This window comes from Brachybacterium vulturis (assembly GCF_043641765.1).
GTDB lineage: Bacteria > Actinomycetota > Actinomycetes > Actinomycetales > Dermabacteraceae > Brachybacterium > Brachybacterium vulturis_A.
Genome location: NZ_JBHZRO010000001.1, coordinates 68,456 through 86,443, shown reverse-complemented (window position 1 = coordinate 86,443; position 17,988 = coordinate 68,456). Strand labels below are relative to the sequence as shown.

General features: G+C 72.6%; 16 protein-coding genes and 1 pseudogene. 8 read left to right on the top strand and 9 right to left on the bottom strand.

Going from position 1 to position 17,988, the window contains the following annotated elements; all coding sequences use genetic code 11:
• Nucleotides 1-78: 78 nt before the first annotated feature.
• The gene (locus ACHUEU_RS00375; protein ID WP_394213882.1) at nt 79-585 is read left to right on the top strand and encodes a hypothetical protein; all 507 of its coding nucleotides are present in this window, start codon (nt 79-81) and stop codon (nt 583-585) included.
• Nucleotides 586-604: 19 nt separating this feature from the next.
• Here the strand turns inward: ACHUEU_RS00375 and hutU are convergent, their stop codons facing one another.
• The 3 genes and pseudogenes from hutU to ACHUEU_RS00360 all read right to left on the bottom strand — a co-directional run.
• A complete protein-coding gene (gene hutU, locus ACHUEU_RS00370) occupies nt 605-2,287 on the bottom strand; it encodes a urocanate hydratase (protein WP_394213881.1) in 1,683 nt (560 codons plus the stop codon).
• A 107-nt stretch (nt 2,288-2,394) separates the two neighbouring features.
• Nucleotides 2,395-3,252, bottom strand: a complete 858-nt coding sequence (locus ACHUEU_RS00365) for an SDR family NAD(P)-dependent oxidoreductase (RefSeq protein WP_394213880.1) — start codon at nt 3,250-3,252, stop codon at nt 2,395-2,397.
• 110 nt (nt 3,253-3,362) lie between these two features.
• A pseudogene (locus tag ACHUEU_RS00360) lies at nt 3,363-4,658 on the bottom strand (flavin-containing monooxygenase); the annotation flags it as partial.
• Between the two features lie 209 nt (nt 4,659-4,867).
• On the opposite strand from ACHUEU_RS00360, the gene ACHUEU_RS00355 reads away from it, so the two are divergent.
• The 3 genes from ACHUEU_RS00355 (at nt 4,868) to ACHUEU_RS00345 (ending at nt 6,254) form a co-directional block, all read left to right on the top strand.
• Nucleotides 4,868-5,308, top strand: coding sequence for a MarR family winged helix-turn-helix transcriptional regulator (locus ACHUEU_RS00355; protein ID WP_394213878.1), 441 nt, complete (start codon nt 4,868-4,870; stop codon nt 5,306-5,308).
• Between the two features lie 63 nt (nt 5,309-5,371).
• Complete coding sequence (locus tag ACHUEU_RS00350) at nt 5,372-5,794, top strand: organic hydroperoxide resistance protein (protein WP_394213877.1); 423 nt, start codon at nt 5,372-5,374, stop codon at nt 5,792-5,794.
• Entirely contained in the window at nt 5,787-6,254 is a 468-nt protein-coding gene (locus ACHUEU_RS00345; protein ID WP_394213876.1) for a DoxX family protein, read from the top strand. The genes ACHUEU_RS00350 and ACHUEU_RS00345 overlap by 8 nt, the downstream gene beginning before the upstream one ends.
• A 16-nt stretch (nt 6,255-6,270) precedes the next feature.
• On the opposite strand, the gene ACHUEU_RS00340 is transcribed toward ACHUEU_RS00345, so the two are convergent.
• Entirely contained in the window at nt 6,271-7,044 is a 774-nt protein-coding gene (locus tag ACHUEU_RS00340; protein ID WP_394213875.1) for an IclR family transcriptional regulator, read from the bottom strand.
• 120 nt (nt 7,045-7,164) lie between these two features.
• On the opposite strand from ACHUEU_RS00340, the gene hutG reads away from it, so the two are divergent.
• Nucleotides 7,165-8,187 (top strand): formimidoylglutamase, encoded by a 1,023-nt coding sequence (gene hutG / locus ACHUEU_RS00335; protein WP_394213874.1) that lies wholly within the window; start codon nt 7,165-7,167, stop codon nt 8,185-8,187.
• Between the two features lie 189 nt (nt 8,188-8,376).
• Here the strand turns inward: hutG and ACHUEU_RS00330 are convergent, their stop codons facing one another.
• Nucleotides 8,377-9,336: a sulfite exporter TauE/SafE family protein gene (locus ACHUEU_RS00330; protein WP_394213873.1), complete on the bottom strand. Its 960-nt coding sequence runs from the start codon at nt 9,334-9,336 to the stop codon at nt 8,377-8,379.
• Nucleotides 9,337-9,510: 174 nt separating this feature from the next.
• On the opposite strand from ACHUEU_RS00330, the gene ACHUEU_RS00325 reads away from it, so the two are divergent.
• Both ACHUEU_RS00325 and ACHUEU_RS00320 read left to right on the top strand, forming a co-directional pair.
• On the top strand, nt 9,511-10,602 hold the full coding sequence (locus ACHUEU_RS00325) for a phosphotransferase family protein (protein ID WP_394213872.1): 1,092 nt from the start codon (nt 9,511-9,513) through the stop codon (nt 10,600-10,602).
• A 91-nt stretch (nt 10,603-10,693) separates the two neighbouring features.
• Nucleotides 10,694-11,482, top strand: coding sequence for a fructosamine kinase family protein (locus ACHUEU_RS00320; RefSeq protein ID WP_394213871.1), 789 nt, complete (start codon nt 10,694-10,696; stop codon nt 11,480-11,482).
• A gap of 17 nt (nt 11,483-11,499) precedes the next feature.
• Here ACHUEU_RS00320 and ACHUEU_RS00315 read toward each other — a convergent pair whose 3' ends face one another.
• From ACHUEU_RS00315 to ACHUEU_RS00305, 3 genes are all read right to left on the bottom strand, one after another.
• A complete protein-coding gene (locus tag ACHUEU_RS00315) occupies nt 11,500-12,846 on the bottom strand; it encodes a hypothetical protein (RefSeq protein WP_394213870.1) in 1,347 nt (448 codons plus the stop codon).
• 154 nt (nt 12,847-13,000) lie between these two features.
• Nucleotides 13,001-14,344, bottom strand: a complete 1,344-nt coding sequence (gene gdhA, locus ACHUEU_RS00310) for an NADP-specific glutamate dehydrogenase (protein ID WP_394213869.1) — start codon at nt 14,342-14,344, stop codon at nt 13,001-13,003.
• A 301-nt stretch (nt 14,345-14,645) separates the two neighbouring features.
• A complete protein-coding gene (locus ACHUEU_RS00305; RefSeq protein ID WP_394213868.1) occupies nt 14,646-15,386 on the bottom strand; it encodes a glycerophosphodiester phosphodiesterase in 741 nt (246 codons plus the stop codon).
• A 200-nt stretch (nt 15,387-15,586) separates the two neighbouring features.
• Between ACHUEU_RS00305 and ACHUEU_RS00300 the strand changes: the two genes are divergently transcribed.
• Nucleotides 15,587-16,108, top strand: a complete 522-nt coding sequence (locus tag ACHUEU_RS00300) for a ferritin (protein WP_394213867.1) — start codon at nt 15,587-15,589, stop codon at nt 16,106-16,108.
• A gap of 125 nt (nt 16,109-16,233) precedes the next feature.
• Here the strand turns inward: ACHUEU_RS00300 and ACHUEU_RS00295 are convergent, their stop codons facing one another.
• On the bottom strand, nt 16,234-17,931 hold the full coding sequence (locus ACHUEU_RS00295; RefSeq protein ID WP_394213866.1) for a BCCT family transporter: 1,698 nt from the start codon (nt 17,929-17,931) through the stop codon (nt 16,234-16,236).
• Nucleotides 17,932-17,988: the final 57 nt, after the last annotated feature.

The window sequence follows — 17,988 nt, the reverse complement described above, 5'->3', positions numbered from 1 at the left end:
CGGAGCGACGCGCCGCGCGCTCCGCCCTCTGGAACACTGTGGCCATCGATCACCGTCCGGGCGAACTCAGGAGCCGCGATGACCCTCAGGACCTCCCACGGCGCCACGGCGACCGCAACCACCGATCCGGCACGACGACGCGCGGCGCGAGCACTGACCCTTCTCGTCGGTGCCGCGCTGCTCGCGGGCTGCGGAGTGCTCGGTGGCGGCTCCGGCGACGACCCCGCACTGCTCGTGCAGGGGACCACGGAGGTGCAGCTCGCCGTCGGCGAGACCGCACAGGTCTCCCTCGGCGAGGGCAGCCAGGGCGTCGGGGACGACTGGGGCGTCATCTCGCAGACGGACGCCACCGTCGCCGAGGCGAGCGTCGTCATGGACGAGGAGGTGTTCGGCACCGAGGACGGTCAGGACGCCCCCGGGGCGTCGATGCCCTACGCCGTGGAGCTGACCGGCCAGCAGCCCGGGACCAGCACGGTGCGGGTGCTGTACTGCACCCGCACCGAGATCGCCGAGGACTGTGATCAGAGCAAGGGCACCCTCGATGCCCCCGTCGCCCCGGTGGAGATCACCGTCGTCGTGGAGTGAACCGGCGGTCCCCCGGGGATCAGTCCCGGCGCACCGGGGTCATCGGGACGCGCACCCCGCGCTCGTGGGCGACCTCGTCGGCGCGGGAGTAGCCGGCATCGACGTGGCGGATCACGCCCATGGCGGGATCGTTGGTCAGCAGGCGCTCGAGCTTCTGCCGGGCCAGGTCCGTGCCGTCGGCCAGGCCCACCTGACCGGCGTGGATCGAGCGGCCGATGCCCACGCCGCCGCCGTGATGGATCGAGACCCAGCTGGCACCGGAGGAGGTGGAAGTCAGCGCGTTCAGCAGCGGCCAGTCGGCGATCGCGTCGGAACCGTCGAGCATGGACTCGGTCTCCCGGTACGGAGAGGCGACGGAGCCGGAGTCGAGATGGTCGCGACCGATGACGATCGGGGCCTTGACCTTCCCGTCGCGGACCAGGTCGTTGAAGAGCATCCCGGCCTGGTGGCGCTCGCCGTAGCCGAGCCAGCAGATGCGGGCGGGCAGGCCCTCGAACTCGACGAACTCGTCCGCGGCGTCGAGCCAGCGGTGCAGGTGCTCGTTCTCGGGGAAGAGCTCCTTCAGCGCCGCGTCGGTGACCGCGATGTCCTCGGGATCACCGGACAGCGCCACCCAGCGGAACGGGCCGAGGCCCTCGCAGAACAGGGGGCGGATGTAGGCCGGCACGAAGCCGGGGAACTCGAAGGCGCGGTCGTAACCGGCGTGGCGGGCCTCGTCGCGGATCGAGTTGCCGTAGTCGAACACCTCGGCGCCGGCATCCTGGAACTCGACCATGGCCTGGACCTGGCGGGCCATCGCCTCGCGGGACTTCTTCGTGAAGCCCTCCTCGTCGGCCGCGGCCTCGCGCTGCCAGTCCTCGACGGTGACCTCGGTGGGCAGATAGCTCAGCGGGTCGTGGGCGCTGGTCTGGTCGGTGACCACATCGATGTGCAGGTCACCGGCCTTATGACGCTCGAGCAGAGCGGGGAAGACATCCGCCGCGTTGCCGACGATGCCGATCGAGAGGCCCTTCTTCTCGGCCTTGGCGGCGTTGGCACGGGCGATCGCATCATCGAGGCCCTCGGCGATCTCGTGGCAGTAGCGCTTGGCGACGCGACGCTCGAGGCGGGCACGGTCCACCTCCACGATCAGGCAGACGCCGTCATTGAGGGTCACGGCCAGCGGCTGGGCGCCGCCCATGCCGCCGCAGCCGCCGGTCAGCGTGATGGTGCCGGCCAGGGTCCCGCCGAAGCGCTTGGCGGCGACGGCCGCGAAGGTCTCGTAGGTGCCCTGCAGGATGCCCTGCGTGGCGATGTAGATCCAGGACCCGGCGGTCATCTGGCCGTACATCATCAGGCCCTCGGCCTCGAGCCTGCGGAACTCGGGCCAGGTCGCCCAGTCGCCGACGAGGTTGGAGTTGGCCAGCAGCACGCGGGGCGCCCATTCGTGGGTGCGCAGCACGCCGACCGGCTTGCCGGACTGGACCAGCAGGGTCTCGTCGTCCTCGAGGTCCTGCAAGGTCTCCACGATCGCGTCGAAGGCCTCCCAGGAGCGGGCGGCACGCCCGGTCCCGCCGTAGACGACGAGGTCGTCCGGGCGCTCGGCGACCTCGGGGTCGAGGTTGTTCATCAGCATGCGCAGCGGGGCCTCCGTCTGCCAGGACTTCGCGCTGAGGGTGGTGCCGCGGGCGGCGCGGACGGGGCGGGCTCCGGGGAGGGACATCTCTGGCTCCTGGGGTCGGGGGCTGCTGGGGTCGTCCCAGCACATCACCGACGTCACCGGCGGTCGAGAGGATAGCGGCCAATGCTGTCCGGTATACCGGACTGCCGTCAGGGAGTGCGTCGGCGCAGGCGGCGCGCGACCAGCTTCTGCTGAACGCGGCTGAGTCCCACCACCAGCGGTGCCGACCGGGCGGCGAGGCCCGGCACCAGACCGAAGGCCCGCGCCTGCACGCCGCGCCAGGCGGGGACCGCGGTGACGGCGCGGGGACGGGCGAGGATCCGCAGCGCGCGGGCGGCGATCTCCTCGGTCCGCAGCAGCACCCCGGAGAAGGACATCGAGGCGTCCGGGTCCTCGAGCCGGTCGAAGAGCATCGGAGTCCACATGCCGTCCGGGCACAGGCAGCTGACGTGCACATGCTTCACCCCGGCCAGGCGCAGGTCGATGAGCGCGGAGGTGCTGAGCCCCACCACGGCGTGCTTGGAGGTGGCGTAGATCCCCTCCCCCGGCACCGGGGCCAGCCCGGCCAGCGAGGCGATGTTCAGGATGCGGCCGCGGCCGGCGGGGCGCATCCGCTCGAGAGCGGCGATGGTGCCGTGCATCGCGCCGAGCGCGTTGACCTCCATCATCAGGCGTCGGGTGGCATCGTCCTGGCTCCAGACGGGACCGGTGGCGAGCACCCCGGCGTTGTTCACCCAGATCGCCAGACCCTGCGGGTCCGCCGCGTCGACCCGGCCGGCCAGCGCCCGGCAGGCGTCCTGGTCGCGCACGTCCAGGGCGTGGCCTTCGGCGAGGATCGCGGGGCCTGCGGCGTTGATCTCCGCCGCGGTGGCGCAGGCGAGGTCGCCGACCAGGTCGGTGACGTGCGCGGCGCAGCCGGCCAGGGCGAGCCGCACCGCGATCTCGCGACCCAGTCCGCGCCCGGCGCCGGTGACCACCGCCGCACCGGCGGGGAGGCTCCCGGGCATGCGCGCGCTCCGGTGCGCGCGCCCGCATCGGCCCGCCGCGCGGCCCGGTCCGGACCCCCGGCCCGAGCCCGTCGGCCGCCGCGCCGCATCTCCCCGCGCAGCTCCCACAGGAAGCGGTCGAAGTCGACCTCCATGGTGTGGCGGGGCGAGGCGTAGAACCGTCGACGGTTCTGCTCGTGCGTGCGCCGCATCCGAGCGCGCAGCTCCGGTTCGGGCGGGAAGGCGTACTCGCCGCGCAGGATCCGGGCGATCCAGCGCGACTGCGCCTCGGCCAGCGGCATCACCGCGCCGATCGGCTGCAGCAGGCCGGCGAAGAACAGCCCCGGCAGGTCGGGGTGCACGGCCCGGTGGAAGAGCGGCAGGTCGTTGCCGGGGGCGGCGAGCAGGGCGCGGTCCAGGAAGGGGAAGCTCACCCGGTAGCCGGTGGCCCACACGATGAGGTCGGCCGGGGCGCTGGTGCCGTCGGTGAAGTGCACGCGGTCCGCGGCCAGGCGGCGGATGCCGGGGTGCGGGATGAGGCGGCCCGAGCGCAGCACGTCACGGATCTCCTCGGACTGCACCGGATGGGACTGGCCCGGTGCGTGCTGCGGGCGGGGCAGCCCGAAGGGGGCGAGGCTGCCGCCGAACAGCGCCCCGATCCGCAGCCGGGCGCGCGTCAGCGCCCAGGGGGCCCAGCCCGGGGCGGTGATCAGGTCGGACGGGATCCCGGCGGTGAACTTGGGGATCACCCACTGGCCGCGGCGCTGCGAGATCGCAGCCGAGCGGGCGGTGCGGGCGGCCGCCGAGGCGATGTCCATCGCCGAGTTGCCGGCGCCGACCACCACCACGTCGCGGCCCTCGAGCTGCGCCGCGCCGCGGTAGTCGTGGGAGTGGATCTGCTCCCCGGCGAACTCCCCGGGGTAGGCGGGTTCGGGCCACTGCGGGTCCCAGTGGTGGCCGTTGGCGACGATCACCGCCGCGACCTCCTCGGTGCGGCGCCCCCGGGGCCCCTCGACGCTCCCCCGCCAGCCGTCCGCGGGGAGGTCCTCTGCGAGGGTGGCGGCGGCATGCGGGGCGCGCTCGACGGCGACCACGCGGGTGTCGAACTCGATCGCGTCCCGGAGCCCGAAGTGCTCCACGTACTGCTCGAAGTAAGCGGCGACCTGGTCGTGCCGCGCGTAGGGCGGGTACTCCGCGGGCATCGGGAAGTCGGAGAAGGCCATGCGGGAGGTCGAGGTGTTGATCTCGAGCGTCTCGTAGCAGGCGGAGACCCCGTTGGGGTTGTCCAGCACCCAGTTCCCGCCCACTCGCGGACCCTGCTCGAAGCACACCACGGGCGCTCCCGCGAGGCGCAGCGTCTTGGTCGCGGCGAGCCCGCTGGAACCGGCCCCGATCACCGCCACCCGGGGCAGCGCGGGATCGACCATGGGGGGCGTGGTGACGGCGGGGGCGAGTGCTCGCCGAGTGACCCGATATGGCATGGCCTCATCGTGCCAGAGCAGTGACCCGCGCGTCGCCGGATCGCCGGGACGCCGCCCGCCCCTGCATGCCGGTCGCGTCCGGGATGCCAGACGGACGATCGACCGAGATGGCCGTACCAGTTGTGCACAACTGAATTGTGCGCAATACTTTCCCGATGGCGATCGTCGACCACATGGTGTGCTTCTCCCTCTACGCGGCAGCCCGTGCGACCACCCGGGCGTACGCGGAGCTCCTCGCCCCGTGGGAGCTCACCTACCTGCAGTACCTGGTGCTGGTGGTGCTGTGGACCGACGGCCCGCACTCCGTGCGCGAGCTGGGAGAGCAGCTGCAGCTGGATTCCGGCACGCTCTCCCCACTGCTGCGGCGGATGGAGCAGAAGGAGCTCATCACCCGCACCCGCGACGGTGCCGACCACCGGGTGGTCACCGTCACCCCGAGTGCACAGGCAGCCTCGCTGCGTCGCGAGCTCGGGCACGTCCCCGGAGCAATCGCGCAGGCCACCGGCCTACCGGACGAGGCGGCGGCCCGTGAGCTGATCGGCACTCTGCGCCGACTCGCGACCACGATGGAGGAGAGGCCGCCGACGACGGCCTGACTCCACCGACCCCGAAGGACTCTCCCCGGGCGCCGAGGCGCCCAGCACTGAAAGGCAGACCCCATGGACGCCCTGTACACCGCAGAAGCTCTCTCGACCGGCGCCGGCCGTGACGGCCGTGTCACCACGGCCGACGGCACCCTCGATCTCACCCTGGCACCCCCGAAGGAGCTGGGGGGATCCGGGGACGGCACCAACCCCGAACAGCTCTTCGCCGCCGGGTACGCCGCCTGCTTCCACTCCGCCCTGCAGAACGTCGCGCGCCAGCGCACGATCTCGATCCAGGATTCCAGCGTCGGTGGCCGCGTGCAGATCGGCACCAACGGCGAGGGCGGATTCCAGCTCGCCGTGGAGCTCGAAGTGATCCTGCCCGGCCTGCCGCCGGAGCAGGCCCAGGAGCTGGCCGACGCAGCCCACCACGTGTGCCCGTACTCCAACGCCACCCGCGGCAACATCGATGTCACCGTGCAGGTGTCCGATGACTGAGCGCTCTCCGGACCACCGGGCCCGGCTGCTCGGACCGGCGGCGCCCACCTCCCTCCCCCGCACCCTGGCGCGGATCGCGCTCGGCGGGATGCTCACCTTCGCCGGGATCAGCCATCTGACCGTCGCCCGTGAGGAGTTCGGCGCCCAGGTGCCGAACTTCGTGCCGTTCAGCGAGGAGACCACCGTGGTCGCCTCCGGCATCGCCGAGATCACGCTGGGCAGCGCGCTGGCGCTGCTGGCTCGTCGGCGGATCCCGCTCGGCTGGGCCGCGGCCCTGTTCTTCGTCGCGATCTTCCCCGGCAATATCGCCCAGTGGGTCCACGCCCGGGACGGGTTCGGACTGGACACGGACACCAAGCGCTTCCTGCGGCTGTGGTTCCAGCCCGGTCTGGTCGGGCTCGCGCTGTGGTCCACCGGGGCCTGGCGGGATCGGTCGCCGCGGCGGCGCGACCGCGGCTGACCCGGGGCGCCGCAGCTCAGTGGCGGCGGCCCAGCAGGCGGCGGGTGACCTCGTCGGCCGCTGCCCGCGCCGCCACCGCGAGGCCTTCCCGCTGGGCCGGTCCGACCTGCGCCTCGACGAAGGTCAGAGCGACAGCGGCAGCCGGCCAGCCGGCGTGGTCGCGCACCACCGCCGCGACGGACGCCATCTCCTCGCTCACCTCGCCGGACTCGTGCGCGATGCCGTCGCGGCGCACCTGGGCCAGCAGCTCCCGCAGCGCTCGTGGACCCTCTGGTCCGGGGGCCGCGGTGCGGGAGCTGAAGTCCTCCCGGGTGCCGAACAGTGCACGCAGCTGGGCCGGCGGGAGCGCGGCGAGGATCGCGCGGCCGCTCGCGGTGAGGTGAGCGGAGATCCGCACGCCGACGTCGGTGACCAGGCTGGGCCGGTTCCGAGCCCGTTCCTCGATCACGTAGAGCACGTCCCTGCCGTGCAGCACCGCGAGATGACCCGACTCGCCGACCTCGTCGACCATCGCCTCGATCACGCGCCGCCCGATCCGGGCCAGCGGCTCCTGGCGCAGGTAGGCGCCGGAGAGCTCCTGCGCCGCGGGCCCCAGCCCGTACAGCCGCTCCTGCTCCAGATGCATCACATATCCGTGCTGCACGAGGGTGGTGAGCAGGTCATAGGTGCGCGATCGCGGCAGGGCGAGCTGCTCGGCGATCCGCGCGGCGGGGACCGGCGAGCGGCGCGAGGCGAGGAAGGTGAGCAGCCGCAGCGTCGCATCGGCCGCCGGGGCCTTCGGGGACGTCATGACGCACAAGGATGCCACTGTCCCGATCCGCACGCGCTCGGTCGGTCGCCGGGCCCGGCCGCGAGGGCCGGGTGCCATGATGGGCGAACTCACCCCTTCGCGCCCCGACGAGGAGCTCCGATGCCGAACTCTCCCGACAGCAGCGCCGCCTGGACCGGACGGCACGACGGCGACGGCCCGCAGCACGCACGCTGGCACCAGGCGGTGCAGATGATCGCCGATCCGGGGGACCCCGCAGCGGATCCCGCCTCCGACCACGTGACCCTGCTCGGCTTCCGTTCCGAGGAGGGCGTGCGTCGCAATCGCGGCCGGATCGGGGCGGCCGACGGGCCCGCGGCGCTGCGGCGTGCCCTCTCACCGCTGGCCCTGCACGGCCCGCTCGGCCGCGGCGAGGTGGGTCTGCACGACCTGGGCGATGCGGAGACCGTGGGCGAGGATCTCGAGGGCGGGCAGGCAGCCGCGGCGGCGCTGACCTCCGCCGCCCTGGATCGGGTCGGCTCCCGCCTGGCGGTGGTGCTGGGCGGCGGCCACGAGACGGCCTGGTCCTCCTATCTCGGGCTGGTGGGCTCCGGGCTCGGGCCCCGAGCGGGGCAGCGCTGGGGGGTGCTGAACCTCGACGCCCACTTCGACCTGCGCGAGGAGCCGCGCCCCACCTCCGGCACCCCCTTCGCCCAGATGGCCGCGGCCGAGCAGAAGGTGGGCCGGCAGCTGCGCTACGCCGTGCTCGGGATCGCGGAGCCCTCGAACACCGGGGCGCTGTTCGCGACGGCCGAGCAGCTCGGGGTGCGGTGGTGGACCGATGAGCAGTGCCTCGACGCGGGCGCCGCGGGCATCACCCGCTTCGTCGAGGAGTTCGCCGCGGAGCTGGACGTCCTCTACCTGACCATCGACCTCGACGTGCTGCCCGCCGCGACCGCCCCGGGAGTCTCGGCACCGGCCGCCTACGGGGTGCCGCTGCCGCTGATCGCCGCGGCGGTGCGGGCCGCGGCCGGCAGCGGGAAGCTCGCCCTGCTGGACGTGGTGGAGCTGAACCCGTCGCTGGACCTCGACGGCCGCACCGCCCGCGCCGCCGCCCGCCTCATCGACGAGGCGGTGCGCCGGGTGGCCGGCTCCGAGCACCCGATGGCTGGCGCCGCCCGCTGAGCCGGTGGCCGGACGGGCTCGCTGGGCCGCAGTCCCGATCCGGACAGCATCGTCGCCGCTCGGTGGTGTCACGCACAGGCCGTGGGTGACGGGAGCTGGCAGTATCGCCACCTCGCCTCGCCATGAGCCCGTCCGCGACACGCCCCCGGACCGGCGCCGCCCAGCTCACGCCCCAGGCCGAGCGCGCCCTCAGAGCAGCAGCGTCTGGACCAGCGTCACCGCGGCCACTCCCCCGAGCAGGGCGGAGAACGCCAGCGTGAGCGTGGAGGGTCGCGCCGTCGCCGAGAGCGGGCCGCCGAGCATGCCGCCGACGGCGGAGCCGGCCGCGAAGATCAGCGTGGTCACCCAGTCCACCTGCACGTCGGTGCCCACCCGGGCCAACAGGCTGGCGGCGGTGGCGACCACCATGACCAGCAGGCTGGTGCCCGAGGCACGGCGCATCGCCAGGCCCAGCGCGATCACCAGCATCGGAACCACGATGAAGCCGCCGCCCACGCCGAAGAAGCCGGTGAGGAACCCGGTGAGGGTCGCGGTACCGATCACCAGCGGCAGGCGCGGTGCGGCGGGAGCCGCGGGCGAGAGCGGGATCTCGGGCTCGCCGTGATGGCGGCGAATCCCGTCGGCCCCGTCGACCATGTCGGGTCCGGGCTGGTCGAGCACCGGGTCGTCGTGGGTGGCGACGGGCTCGGCGTCCTCCTGGCCGGCGGGGTCGTGCGCAGAGGGGTCGTGCGCGGCGGCTCCCTCGGCGAGCGCCTGCTCGGCCTCGGTCCGCTCCGCGGCGCGCGTGCGCAGGGCGCGGCGCAGCATCGCGACCGCCACTCCCACCAGCATCACCCCGAACAGGGTCAGCAGCAGCTGCGAGGGCACCAGCGCGGAGAGACGGGAGCCGCCCACCGCCCCCACCACGGACACTCCCGCGAACACGAGGCCGTTGCGCCAGTCGACGTTCTTCCGGCGGGCGTGGTGCGGCAGGCTCGCCAAGGCCGTGATCAGCACGATGACCAGGCTGGATGCGGTCGCAGAGTGGACGGGCATCCCGAGCAGGAACACCAGCACGGGCACCGCGAGGATGCCTCCGCCCGCGCCGAGGGCGCCCACCACGATCCCCACGCCGATGCCCACGACGATGGCGAGCAGTACGAGATCCATGGGGTGTCCTTCATCAGCGGGGCGGCCGGGCAGGGCGGCCGGGCGCAGAGGCCCGGGGCGTGCCCCGCGCCCGGAGGCACCGGTGGGGGCGCCGGACGATCGTACCGAGCCCGCGGGTGCCGCGGCGGCAGCGGCCGCTCGATAGGATCGGAGCCCCCACGGACAGGAGCGACGATGGCCCCGCACCGGCCCGATCGGCCCCCGGCGCTGCTGGATCCTGTCTCGCCCGCGATGGGCGAGCAGCTGGCGGCCGTCTGGCGCACCGGCGCTCTGGTCCCGCCCGCGATGCTCTCCGGACCGGTCCGGGTCGAGCTCGCGGGGGTCGGCGAGCGCTTCGCCGCCTGGCGGGTGACCCCCGCCGAGCATGCGCCGCTGATCGTGCGGATCCCGCACGTCGCCCCGGACGAGCTGCACCAGGACCTCGACCGGGAGATCGCCGCCCTGAGCATGCTCCCGCCGGGGGTGGGCCCGGCACCGATCGCGGTCCATGCCGAGGCGGGGACCAGTGCGCTGGGGCACCCCTATGTGGTGACCACGGAGGTCCCCGGCACCGCGGTCGCGCCGGGTGCCTGGACCGAGGCGCATCTGCGCTCCCACGCCGAGCACCTGGCCCGGCTGCATGCGGTCCCCGCCCCGGGCCGCGGTGCGGTGAGCGCGGGCCCGGAGCCGTGGGCGGCCGTGCTGGCCGGACCGCAGCGCCTGCTGCCGGAGGTCGAGGGCGAGGTCGCCTCCTGGCAGGCGCTGCACGGGAGGGCGATCCGGGACCACGGCCTGTCCGCGCTGCTGGAGGCCGCCCTCGAGGCGGTGGCATCGGTGGAGGAGCAGATCCGGCGGCTGGACGGCTTCGTGCTCGCCCACGGGGATCTGTGCGCGACCAACATCATGTGGGACGGGCGGGGTGCCGGGACCGCCCGGCCCGGGGTGCGGTTCATCGACTTCGAGTGGGCCCAGGGGGACGACCCCGCCCGGGACCTCTCCTCCCTCGGCGGCACCGTCCACGGCGGCCCCTGGTACGTCCCGATGACCGAACAGCAGGTGGTGGGATTCGTCGACCTCTACGTGCAGGCGCGCGGCGTGCACGGCGAGGTGCCGGACTCGGTGGCCGATATCGCCTCGCTGCGGGAGCGGATGCGGGCGTGGACCGCCTATGAGCGCTCCGCGATGCTGGTGCACGTCGCCTCCCGCGCCGCCACCGGCGCCTCGCATCGGCGGGTGCTGCCGGTGCTGCGGGAGACCCTGGCCGCCGCCCTCGGCGTCGACTCCTGAGGCCCGCGACCGCACCCCGTCCGGGCACCGGACCGTGCCGCACGACACGGCAAGTGGCACCGCCCGCGCAGACTCTGCGTACGGTGGGCCCATGAACGACTTCGTGAAGAATGCCGACAGCGCCCCCACGGGGTACATCGCGGCCGAGGCCGCTGGACTCCGATGGCTCGCAGAACCGCAGGTCGTCCCCGTGGTCGAGGTGCTCGAGGAGGAGAAGAAGGTCCTGCGCCTGAGGCTGCTGGAGGCCGTCGCGCCGACCGCGGAGGCCGCGCGCGAGCTCGGCAGAGGGCTGGCCCGGCTGCACGACGCGGGGGCCCCCTCCTTCGGCTGGACCCCGGCCGACGGCGCCTGGTTCGGACCGCTGGAGAGCCCCTTCGCCGTCCCGAACACGCCGAACGCGGACTTCGCCGGGTACTGGGCCGATGATCGGCTGCGGCCGCTGGCCGACAACGTCACCCGCACCCTGGGCGCCGACGGCCACGACACCGTGGACGAGGCGATCGACATCATCGCCGACGGCGCCTTCGACGGCGTCAGCGGACAGGGTGAGGAGGAGCCGGCCCGCGTCCACGGAGACCTCTGGTCCGGCAACCTGCTGTGGACCGCGGACGGCGCGACCCTCATCGACCCTGCCGCCCACGGCGGGCACCGGCTCGAGGACCTCGCGATGCTCTCCCTGTTCGGGGCGCCGTTCCTGGACGAGATCTTCGAGGGCTACGAGGCCGAGCACCCGCTGCCCGGGGACTGGCAGCAGGATCTCCCCGCCCACCTGTTCTTCGGTCTGCTCGGGCACGTGCGCCTGTTCGGCGAGGCGTACGTGGACCAGACCATCGCCACTGCGGAGGCGATCATCGACCGCGCCGATCAGTTGGGGTTCTGAGGCCGCGCGGGCACCGCTCAGTGGTCGTGGCCCTCGTCCGCGGGCTCGTCGACCCCGGGAACCACCTCGTACTCACCGGAGGCAGTCCCGGTGGTCACCTGGATCTCGTGCGGGACGACGGGCAGCTCGAGCTCACGGTAGATCTCCCCGCCGGCGATGTCGACCATGGAGAGGGTCTTCGCCTGCGGGTCGACGACGAAGGCGGTGCCGTCGGCGACGGCCATCATCGGGGCGGCCTGCTGCCACTGCTCGGGTTCGGTCCACTCCCCTGTCACCGGGACCTCGTGGAGCATCCCGCCGGTCCCGGGGTCCAGGATGTTCAGCTCGCCGTCGGTGGTCAGCACCAGGGCCTCGCCGTCCGGGCCGCGGTCCAGGGAGCGGAACCAGTACTCCGAGCCCAGGTCGACGAGCTGCATCGAGTCGTCCCGGGTGTCGATCAGCGCGATCTCGGTGGGGCGCTCCTTCCCGCCGGCGGGATCGGCCTGGACCTTGTGATCCGCGAGCACGATCGGTGAGCTCTCGAGCCCCTTCTGGGTGCCGGAGCGCTGGTAGCTGCCCTCGCTCTCGACCTCGTGGAACTCTCCGTCGCGGTAGATCACGGCACCGTTCTCGCAGCCCAGGGTGATCACGTCCCCGGACTCGGTGGGCCGGGCGGCGGCCTCGCCGTGCACGCCGGGGCAGTCGGTGGTCTCGGCGGTGAGGTTCCCTTCGGCGTCGCGCACCTGGACGGTGCTGCGCGCCTCCGCGGTGCCCTGGGTGATCAGCAGGCCGCCATCGGTGAGCGGCACCGCCACCCCGTGATGCGGCGCCTCCGTGGTCGTCTCCTCGAGCACCTCGAGCTCGCCCTCCCCGAGGGCCGCGGGGTCGATGATCGTGATCGCCCCGGTGCCGTCGGCGAACAGCGCGGTGCGGTCGCCATGAGGGACCACGCGCCCGGGGTGCGGGGCGGGGAGGGAGAGGTCGGTGAGGGCGGGGTCCTGCACGTAGTAGTGGAAGTGGTCGCCGTGGCCCTCGGCGAGCAGCCCGGTGTCGTACATGGTGATCGCGTCGGCCGCGCTGACGGCGACGTGGCGGCCGTCGCCCGCGGGGTTCAGGCGCACATAGCCGTCGAGGTCGGCGCTGCCGAGGGTCGCCCCGTCGGCCGAGTCGAGCGTGGTCACCCCGCCCTCGTGGGCGAGCACGATGCGCGGGGTCAGCGCGCCGACCTCGGTGCGATCGGAGGCCGGGGCGGCCTCGCCGCCGCCGTCCGAGGAGTCGCCGGGCGCGCCGCCCGTCGAGCCGCCGCAGCCCGAGAGCGCGAGCAGACCCGCACCGAGGAGCACGGCGGCACGCCGCTTCATGACAATGGTTCTCATCTGAATCATGCGGAAAGACTAGCAGCTGTTGAGAACGTTTCTCACCAACGGCCAGGTGCGCACGACGAGGGCCCCTCCGGACCGTCCTCGCCCGGCGGGCGGAACAGCGACCCGGAAGGGCCCTCGCACGCGCACCGGTCGTCACCGGCGCGACGCCGTCGACTCAGATCACGCCGAAGGCGATCATCGCGTCGGCCACCTTGCGGAAGCCCGCCACGTTCGCGCCGACCACGTAGTCACCGGGCCGCCCGACCTCGTCGGCGGTCTCCAGGCAGCGGGCGTGGATGCCCTTCATGATCTCGGTGAGCCGCTGCTCGGTGTGCTCGAAGCTCCAGGCATCCCGGCTGGCGTTCTGCTGCATCTCGAGCGCGCTGGTGGCCACACCGCCGGCGTTCGCGGCCTTGCCGGGGCCGAAGGCGACATCGGCGGCGCGGAAGACGGAGACGGCCTCCGGGGTGCAGGGCATGTTCGCGCCCTCGGACACGGCCAGCACCCCGTTCTTGACCAGGGTGCGCGCCGCCTCGATGTCGAGCTCGTTCTGGGTGGCGCCGGGCAGTGCGATGTCCACCGGGACGTCCCAGATGCTGCCACCGTTGACGAAGCGGGCTCCAGCGCCGCGACGCTCGGCGTACTCGTGGATGCGGCCGCGCTCGACCTCCTTGATCTGCTGCAGCAGGGCGAGGTCGATCCCGTTCTCGTCCACGACGTAGCCGGAGGAGTCCGAGGCGGTGACCGGGATGCCGCCGAGCTGCGCGACCTTCTCGATCGCATACAGCGCGACGTTGCCGGAGCCGGAGACGGCCACGCGACGGCCGTCGACGGAGGAGCCGCGGGCCCTGAGCATCTCGTCGGCGAAGATGGCCGCGCCGTAGCCGGTGGCCTCCTTGCGCACCAGGGAGCCGCCCCAGTCCAGGCCCTTGCCGGTGAGCACGCCGGCCTCGTAGCGGTTGGTCAGGCGCTTGTACTGACCGAAGAGATAGCCGATCTCGCGGGCGCCCACCCCGATGTCGCCGGCGGGGACATCGGTGTACTCACCCATGTGGCGGTGCAGCTCGGTCATGAAGGACTGACAGAAGCGCATGACCTCGCCGTCGCTGCGACCGTGCGGATCGAAGTCGGAGCCGCCCTTGCCGCCGCCGATGGGCAGGCCGGTGAGGGAGTTCTTGAAGATCTGCTCGAAGCCGAGGAACTTCACGATGCCGACGTTCACCGAGGGGTGGAATCGCAGGCCGCCCTTGTAGGGGCCGAGCGCGGAGTTGTACTCGACGCGGTAGCCGCGGTTGATCTGCACGGAGCCCTGGTCGTCGACCCACGGGACGCGGAAGATGATCTGGCGCTCCGGCTCGCACAGACGCATCAGGATGCTGTGGTCCTGGTACTCGGGATGACGATCCTGGATGGCCTCCAGCGACTCGAACACCTCCCGGACAGCCTGGTGGAACTCGGGTTCTCCGGGGTTGCGGTGGAGAACCTGGTCGTAGGTCGCCTGGAGCGTCGAGTCGAGCATCGCGGTCCTTTCAGGGGGCCCGGGGCCCCGAGTCACGGGGGCCTCCGCGGAAACGGAGGTCATGGCGCGGACCAGAGTACGCGGGGCGCTCCCGCGGGAGCACGGGACGTTCGATGCGTGAGCATGCAGGGCGGTGTCCGGCCATGCACCTGCGGCGATGTCCACGAGGGGCCTGTCGCGCAGGTCACAGCCGTGGCGTCAGCGGGCGGGCGCCGGAGCGGACCGCGGCGGGGCGGCTCAGGGGCCGCGGGTCCGGCGCCCGCCTCGCGAGGGTTCGCGACGGACGTGCCGCGCGACGCCGTCACCCCAGACGCACGTCCAGCTCGCGCTGCAGCCAGGCGGGGTCGTCGGTGGTGAGCGTGTCCACGCCGCAGGCGAGGGCCACCTCGAGCTGGGCGGCGGTGTTGACCGTCCAGGGGTTCACCGTCATCCCGGCCTCGTGCACGGCTGCCGCCGCGCGCAGGCTGAGCCCGTCGATCGAGGGCCCGATCCCCGCCGCCCCGAGCTCGCGGGCGGTCTCGATCGCCTGCTCGTCGACCTGCTCGACCAGGTAGGACACCGGGGTGTCGGTGGCGCGGCGGATCTCGGCGAGCGCCTCGGCATGGAAGGAGATGACCGTGGAGTCGGCGGCCGGGGTGCCGGCGGGCAGTCTCTGCAGCAGTTCGGCGACGGCCTTCGCGGCGGCGGCGACCTTGACCTCGATGAACACCGGGGCCGTGGTCATCGCGAGCAGCGCGGCCAGCGAAGGGATGCGCTCCCCACCCTCCAGCAGGACGGTGCCGAGCTCGGCCCGGGTGAGATCGCCGATCGCCCCGGTGCGCAGGGGCGAATCCGCCGCGGCGGTGCGATCGATGGTCTCGTCATGCATCACCACCACCTCGCCGTCGGCGCTCAGGTGCACATCGCACTCCAGCAGCTGCGCCCCGTCCTCGAGGGCCCGACGGAAGGCGGCGAGGGTGTTCTCCGGCGCGTGGGCGGAGGCGCCGCGATGGCCGACGAGGGCGGGACGCTGCGAGGATGACGGGACGGACTGCTCGGACATGGGTTCTCCTGCTCAGATGGACATCACCCAGGACCTCCAGCATGGCGGTGCGCACCCCGGATTCGCGAGCACCGACACGAGTCTCCTCGACCGATCCCTCCCAGCGCCGGCCAGGCAAGCCTGCCCGAAGTGCATCTTCGCAGGTCAGGCGAGCCTTTCCATACGTGACAAGGGTGTCGGAGAGGACTATGGTCGAGGCCATGAAGATGAGCAATGACCTTGAGAAGAAGTTCCAGGAGCAGATCACGCTCGAGTTCGCCGCGTCGATCACCTACCGCCAGCTGGCCATCGAGGCCGATGAGCAGGATCTCCCCGGCATCGCCGGATGGCTCCGCCACCAGGCCGACGAGGAGATCGTCCACGCCAACAAGTTCATCCAGCACACCTCCGACCGCGGCAACCACGCCACGATCGGTGCCATCGAGGCTCCCGGCGTGAAGCCCGGCCTCTCGGTGCTGGAGATCTTCGAGGCGGCGCTCGCCCACGAGGAGAAGGTCTCCGAGTCGATCCGCGAGCTGTACCGCAGCGCCGACAAGGAAGGCGACTACGACGCCCGGCCGCTGCTGAACTGGTTCGTGGACGAGCAGATCGAGGAGGAGGCGACCGTCTCGGAGATCATCGGCCGCGTGAAGCTGATCGGTGACGACGGCGCGGGTCTGCTGCGCCTGGACTCCGAGCTGGGCTCGCGCCCGGCGGAGACCACCGAGGCCGACGGCAGCTGAGCACTCGGCAGCGGACGCCCTGTGAGCGCCCCGCGCAGAGGCACGCGTCCCCGATCCGGGTGGCGCGTGCCGCGTTCCGTGCAGAACAGCGCTCGGGTCGAGCCGCTCCGCACAGCCCCCGATGCTCACCGCCCCAGGGTGGGCTGCGGGGCCGGGTCGGCCTCGCCGGCCGCGCCGGCCTCCTCCGCGACCGGGACGGACCGGCGGCCCGTCGCGCCGTCCCGGATCAGCGGATCACGACGCAGCATCATCACCAGCGAGATCGCCAGCGCGAGGATGACGAAGATGAACGGCGCCGCCGAGAGCATCACGGCCGTCTGCAGCGCCTCCAGGCCACCGGCGTAGAGCAGCACCGAGGCCGTGGCGCCGGTGAGCAGACCCCACATGCCCAGCAGCGGACGGCTCGGGTTCATGCGCCCGTCGGAGGAGATCACCGAGAGCACGTAGGTGTTCGAGTCCGCGCTGGTCACGAAGTACATGATCACCAGGGCCACCGCCACCGTCGAGGTGAGTCCGCTCAGCGGCAGCTGATCGAGCAGGGCGAAGAAGGCAGTGTTGACGTTCTCGCTCGCGGCCTCGCCGATCCCGGCGTCGCGCTCGAGATCCATGAACATCGCCGATCCGCCGAACACGGTGAACCAGGCGGAGAAGATCAGGCTCGGCACACCGAGCACGACCAGCGCGAACTGCCGAATGGTGCGACCGCGCGAGATGCGGGCCAGGAAGATCCCCACGAAGGCGCCCCAGGAGATCCACCAGGCCATCATGAAGTAGGTCCAGGCCTGCATCCATTCCAGGTCCGCACCGTCCGTGGGCAGCATCAGACTGATCTCGAGGAAGCCGCCGGCGTACCCGCCGAGCGAGCGGAGGAAGAGGTTGATCAGCCAGCTGGTGGGGCCGGTGGCCAGGACGAACAGCAGCAGGGCTGCGGCGATCACCATCGTGGTCTGGCTCAGGTAGCGGATCCCGCGCCCGATCCCGCTCATCGCCGAGGCGGTGAACAGCACGGTGACCAGCGCGATGACGAGGAGCTGCACCCCGGTGCCGGTGAGGTCGAGGCCGGCCATCCGGCTCAGCCCCTGGCTGATCTGGGCGGCTCCGAGTCCCAGCGAGGTCGTGGTACCGAACAGTGTGGAGAGGATGACCAGCACGTCGATCGCCTTGCCCACCAGGCCATCGGCGTGGCGCCCGATCAGCGGTCGCAGGATCGGCGAGACCAGCCCCTTGTTGCCGAGGCGGTGGGTGGAGTAGCCGATCGCCAGGCCGAAGGTGGCGAACACCGCCCAGGCGTGCAGTCCGAAGTCCAGGAAGGTGAAGCGCAGAGCATCGACCACGGCGTCCTCGCTGCCGGGCTCGGTGAGGCCGTGCGGCGGGGTGAACAGGTGGGCGATCGGCTCGGCCACGCCATAGGTGACCAATCCGATGCCCATCACCGCGCCCAGCAGCATCGCGATCCAGGCGAAGGTGGGGTACTCGGGCCGCGAATCATCAGGGCCGAGGCGGATGGCGCCGAAGCGGGTGCAGGCCAGCACCAGGAGCAGTCCGATCAGGCACAGCGGGATCAGCAGCAGCGACCAGCCGCCGATGGTGGTCACCCAGTGCGTCGCCGCGCCGGCGGCAGAACTCATCTGCGCCGGCCAGAACCCGGCGGCGACGAGGAGGGCGGCGATGAGCGCCACGGCCACCCGGAAGACCCCGCCCGGGGAGCCGCCCGGCAGGTGTGGGGCGCTCGGGAAGCGCTCGGTCTCACGTCGGGTGCGGCGCGATCGGGGGTCGTCACCGGGATCAGCGGGGACAGGGGTGGCAGGGGCGTCCGGCGACATGGCGCGGTCCGTTCCGTGAGGGTGCTGCGACGGCATGGAGGCAGGCAGCGAGAGAAG

Bases quoted from the DNA above. Each gene is read 5' to 3' on its own strand.
- ACHUEU_RS00375 (WP_394213882.1), top strand. From the start codon at position 79: ATGACCCTCAGGACCTCCCACGGCGCCACGGCGACCGCAACCACCGAT.
- hutU (WP_394213881.1), bottom strand. From the start codon at position 2,287: ATGTCCCTCCCCGGAGCCCGCCCCGTCCGCGCCGCCCGCGGCACCACC.
- ACHUEU_RS00365 (WP_394213880.1), bottom strand. From the start codon at position 3,252: ATGCCCGGGAGCCTCCCCGCCGGTGCGGCGGTGGTCACCGGCGCCGGG.
- ACHUEU_RS00355 (WP_394213878.1), top strand. From the start codon at position 4,868: ATGGCGATCGTCGACCACATGGTGTGCTTCTCCCTCTACGCGGCAGCC.
- ACHUEU_RS00350 (WP_394213877.1), top strand. From the start codon at position 5,372: ATGGACGCCCTGTACACCGCAGAAGCTCTCTCGACCGGCGCCGGCCGT.
- ACHUEU_RS00345 (WP_394213876.1), top strand. From the start codon at position 5,787: ATGACTGAGCGCTCTCCGGACCACCGGGCCCGGCTGCTCGGACCGGCG.
- ACHUEU_RS00340 (WP_394213875.1), bottom strand. From the start codon at position 7,044: ATGACGTCCCCGAAGGCCCCGGCGGCCGATGCGACGCTGCGGCTGCTC.
- hutG (WP_394213874.1), top strand. From the start codon at position 7,165: ATGCCGAACTCTCCCGACAGCAGCGCCGCCTGGACCGGACGGCACGAC.
- ACHUEU_RS00330 (WP_394213873.1), bottom strand. From the start codon at position 9,336: ATGGATCTCGTACTGCTCGCCATCGTCGTGGGCATCGGCGTGGGGATC.
- ACHUEU_RS00325 (WP_394213872.1), top strand. From the start codon at position 9,511: ATGGCCCCGCACCGGCCCGATCGGCCCCCGGCGCTGCTGGATCCTGTC.
- ACHUEU_RS00320 (WP_394213871.1), top strand. From the start codon at position 10,694: ATGAACGACTTCGTGAAGAATGCCGACAGCGCCCCCACGGGGTACATC.
- ACHUEU_RS00315 (WP_394213870.1), bottom strand. From the start codon at position 12,846: ATGATTCAGATGAGAACCATTGTCATGAAGCGGCGTGCCGCCGTGCTC.
- gdhA (WP_394213869.1), bottom strand. From the start codon at position 14,344: ATGCTCGACTCGACGCTCCAGGCGACCTACGACCAGGTTCTCCACCGC.
- ACHUEU_RS00305 (WP_394213868.1), bottom strand. From the start codon at position 15,386: ATGTCCGAGCAGTCCGTCCCGTCATCCTCGCAGCGTCCCGCCCTCGTC.
- ACHUEU_RS00300 (WP_394213867.1), top strand. From the start codon at position 15,587: ATGAAGATGAGCAATGACCTTGAGAAGAAGTTCCAGGAGCAGATCACG.
- ACHUEU_RS00295 (WP_394213866.1), bottom strand. From the start codon at position 17,931: ATGTCGCCGGACGCCCCTGCCACCCCTGTCCCCGCTGATCCCGGTGAC.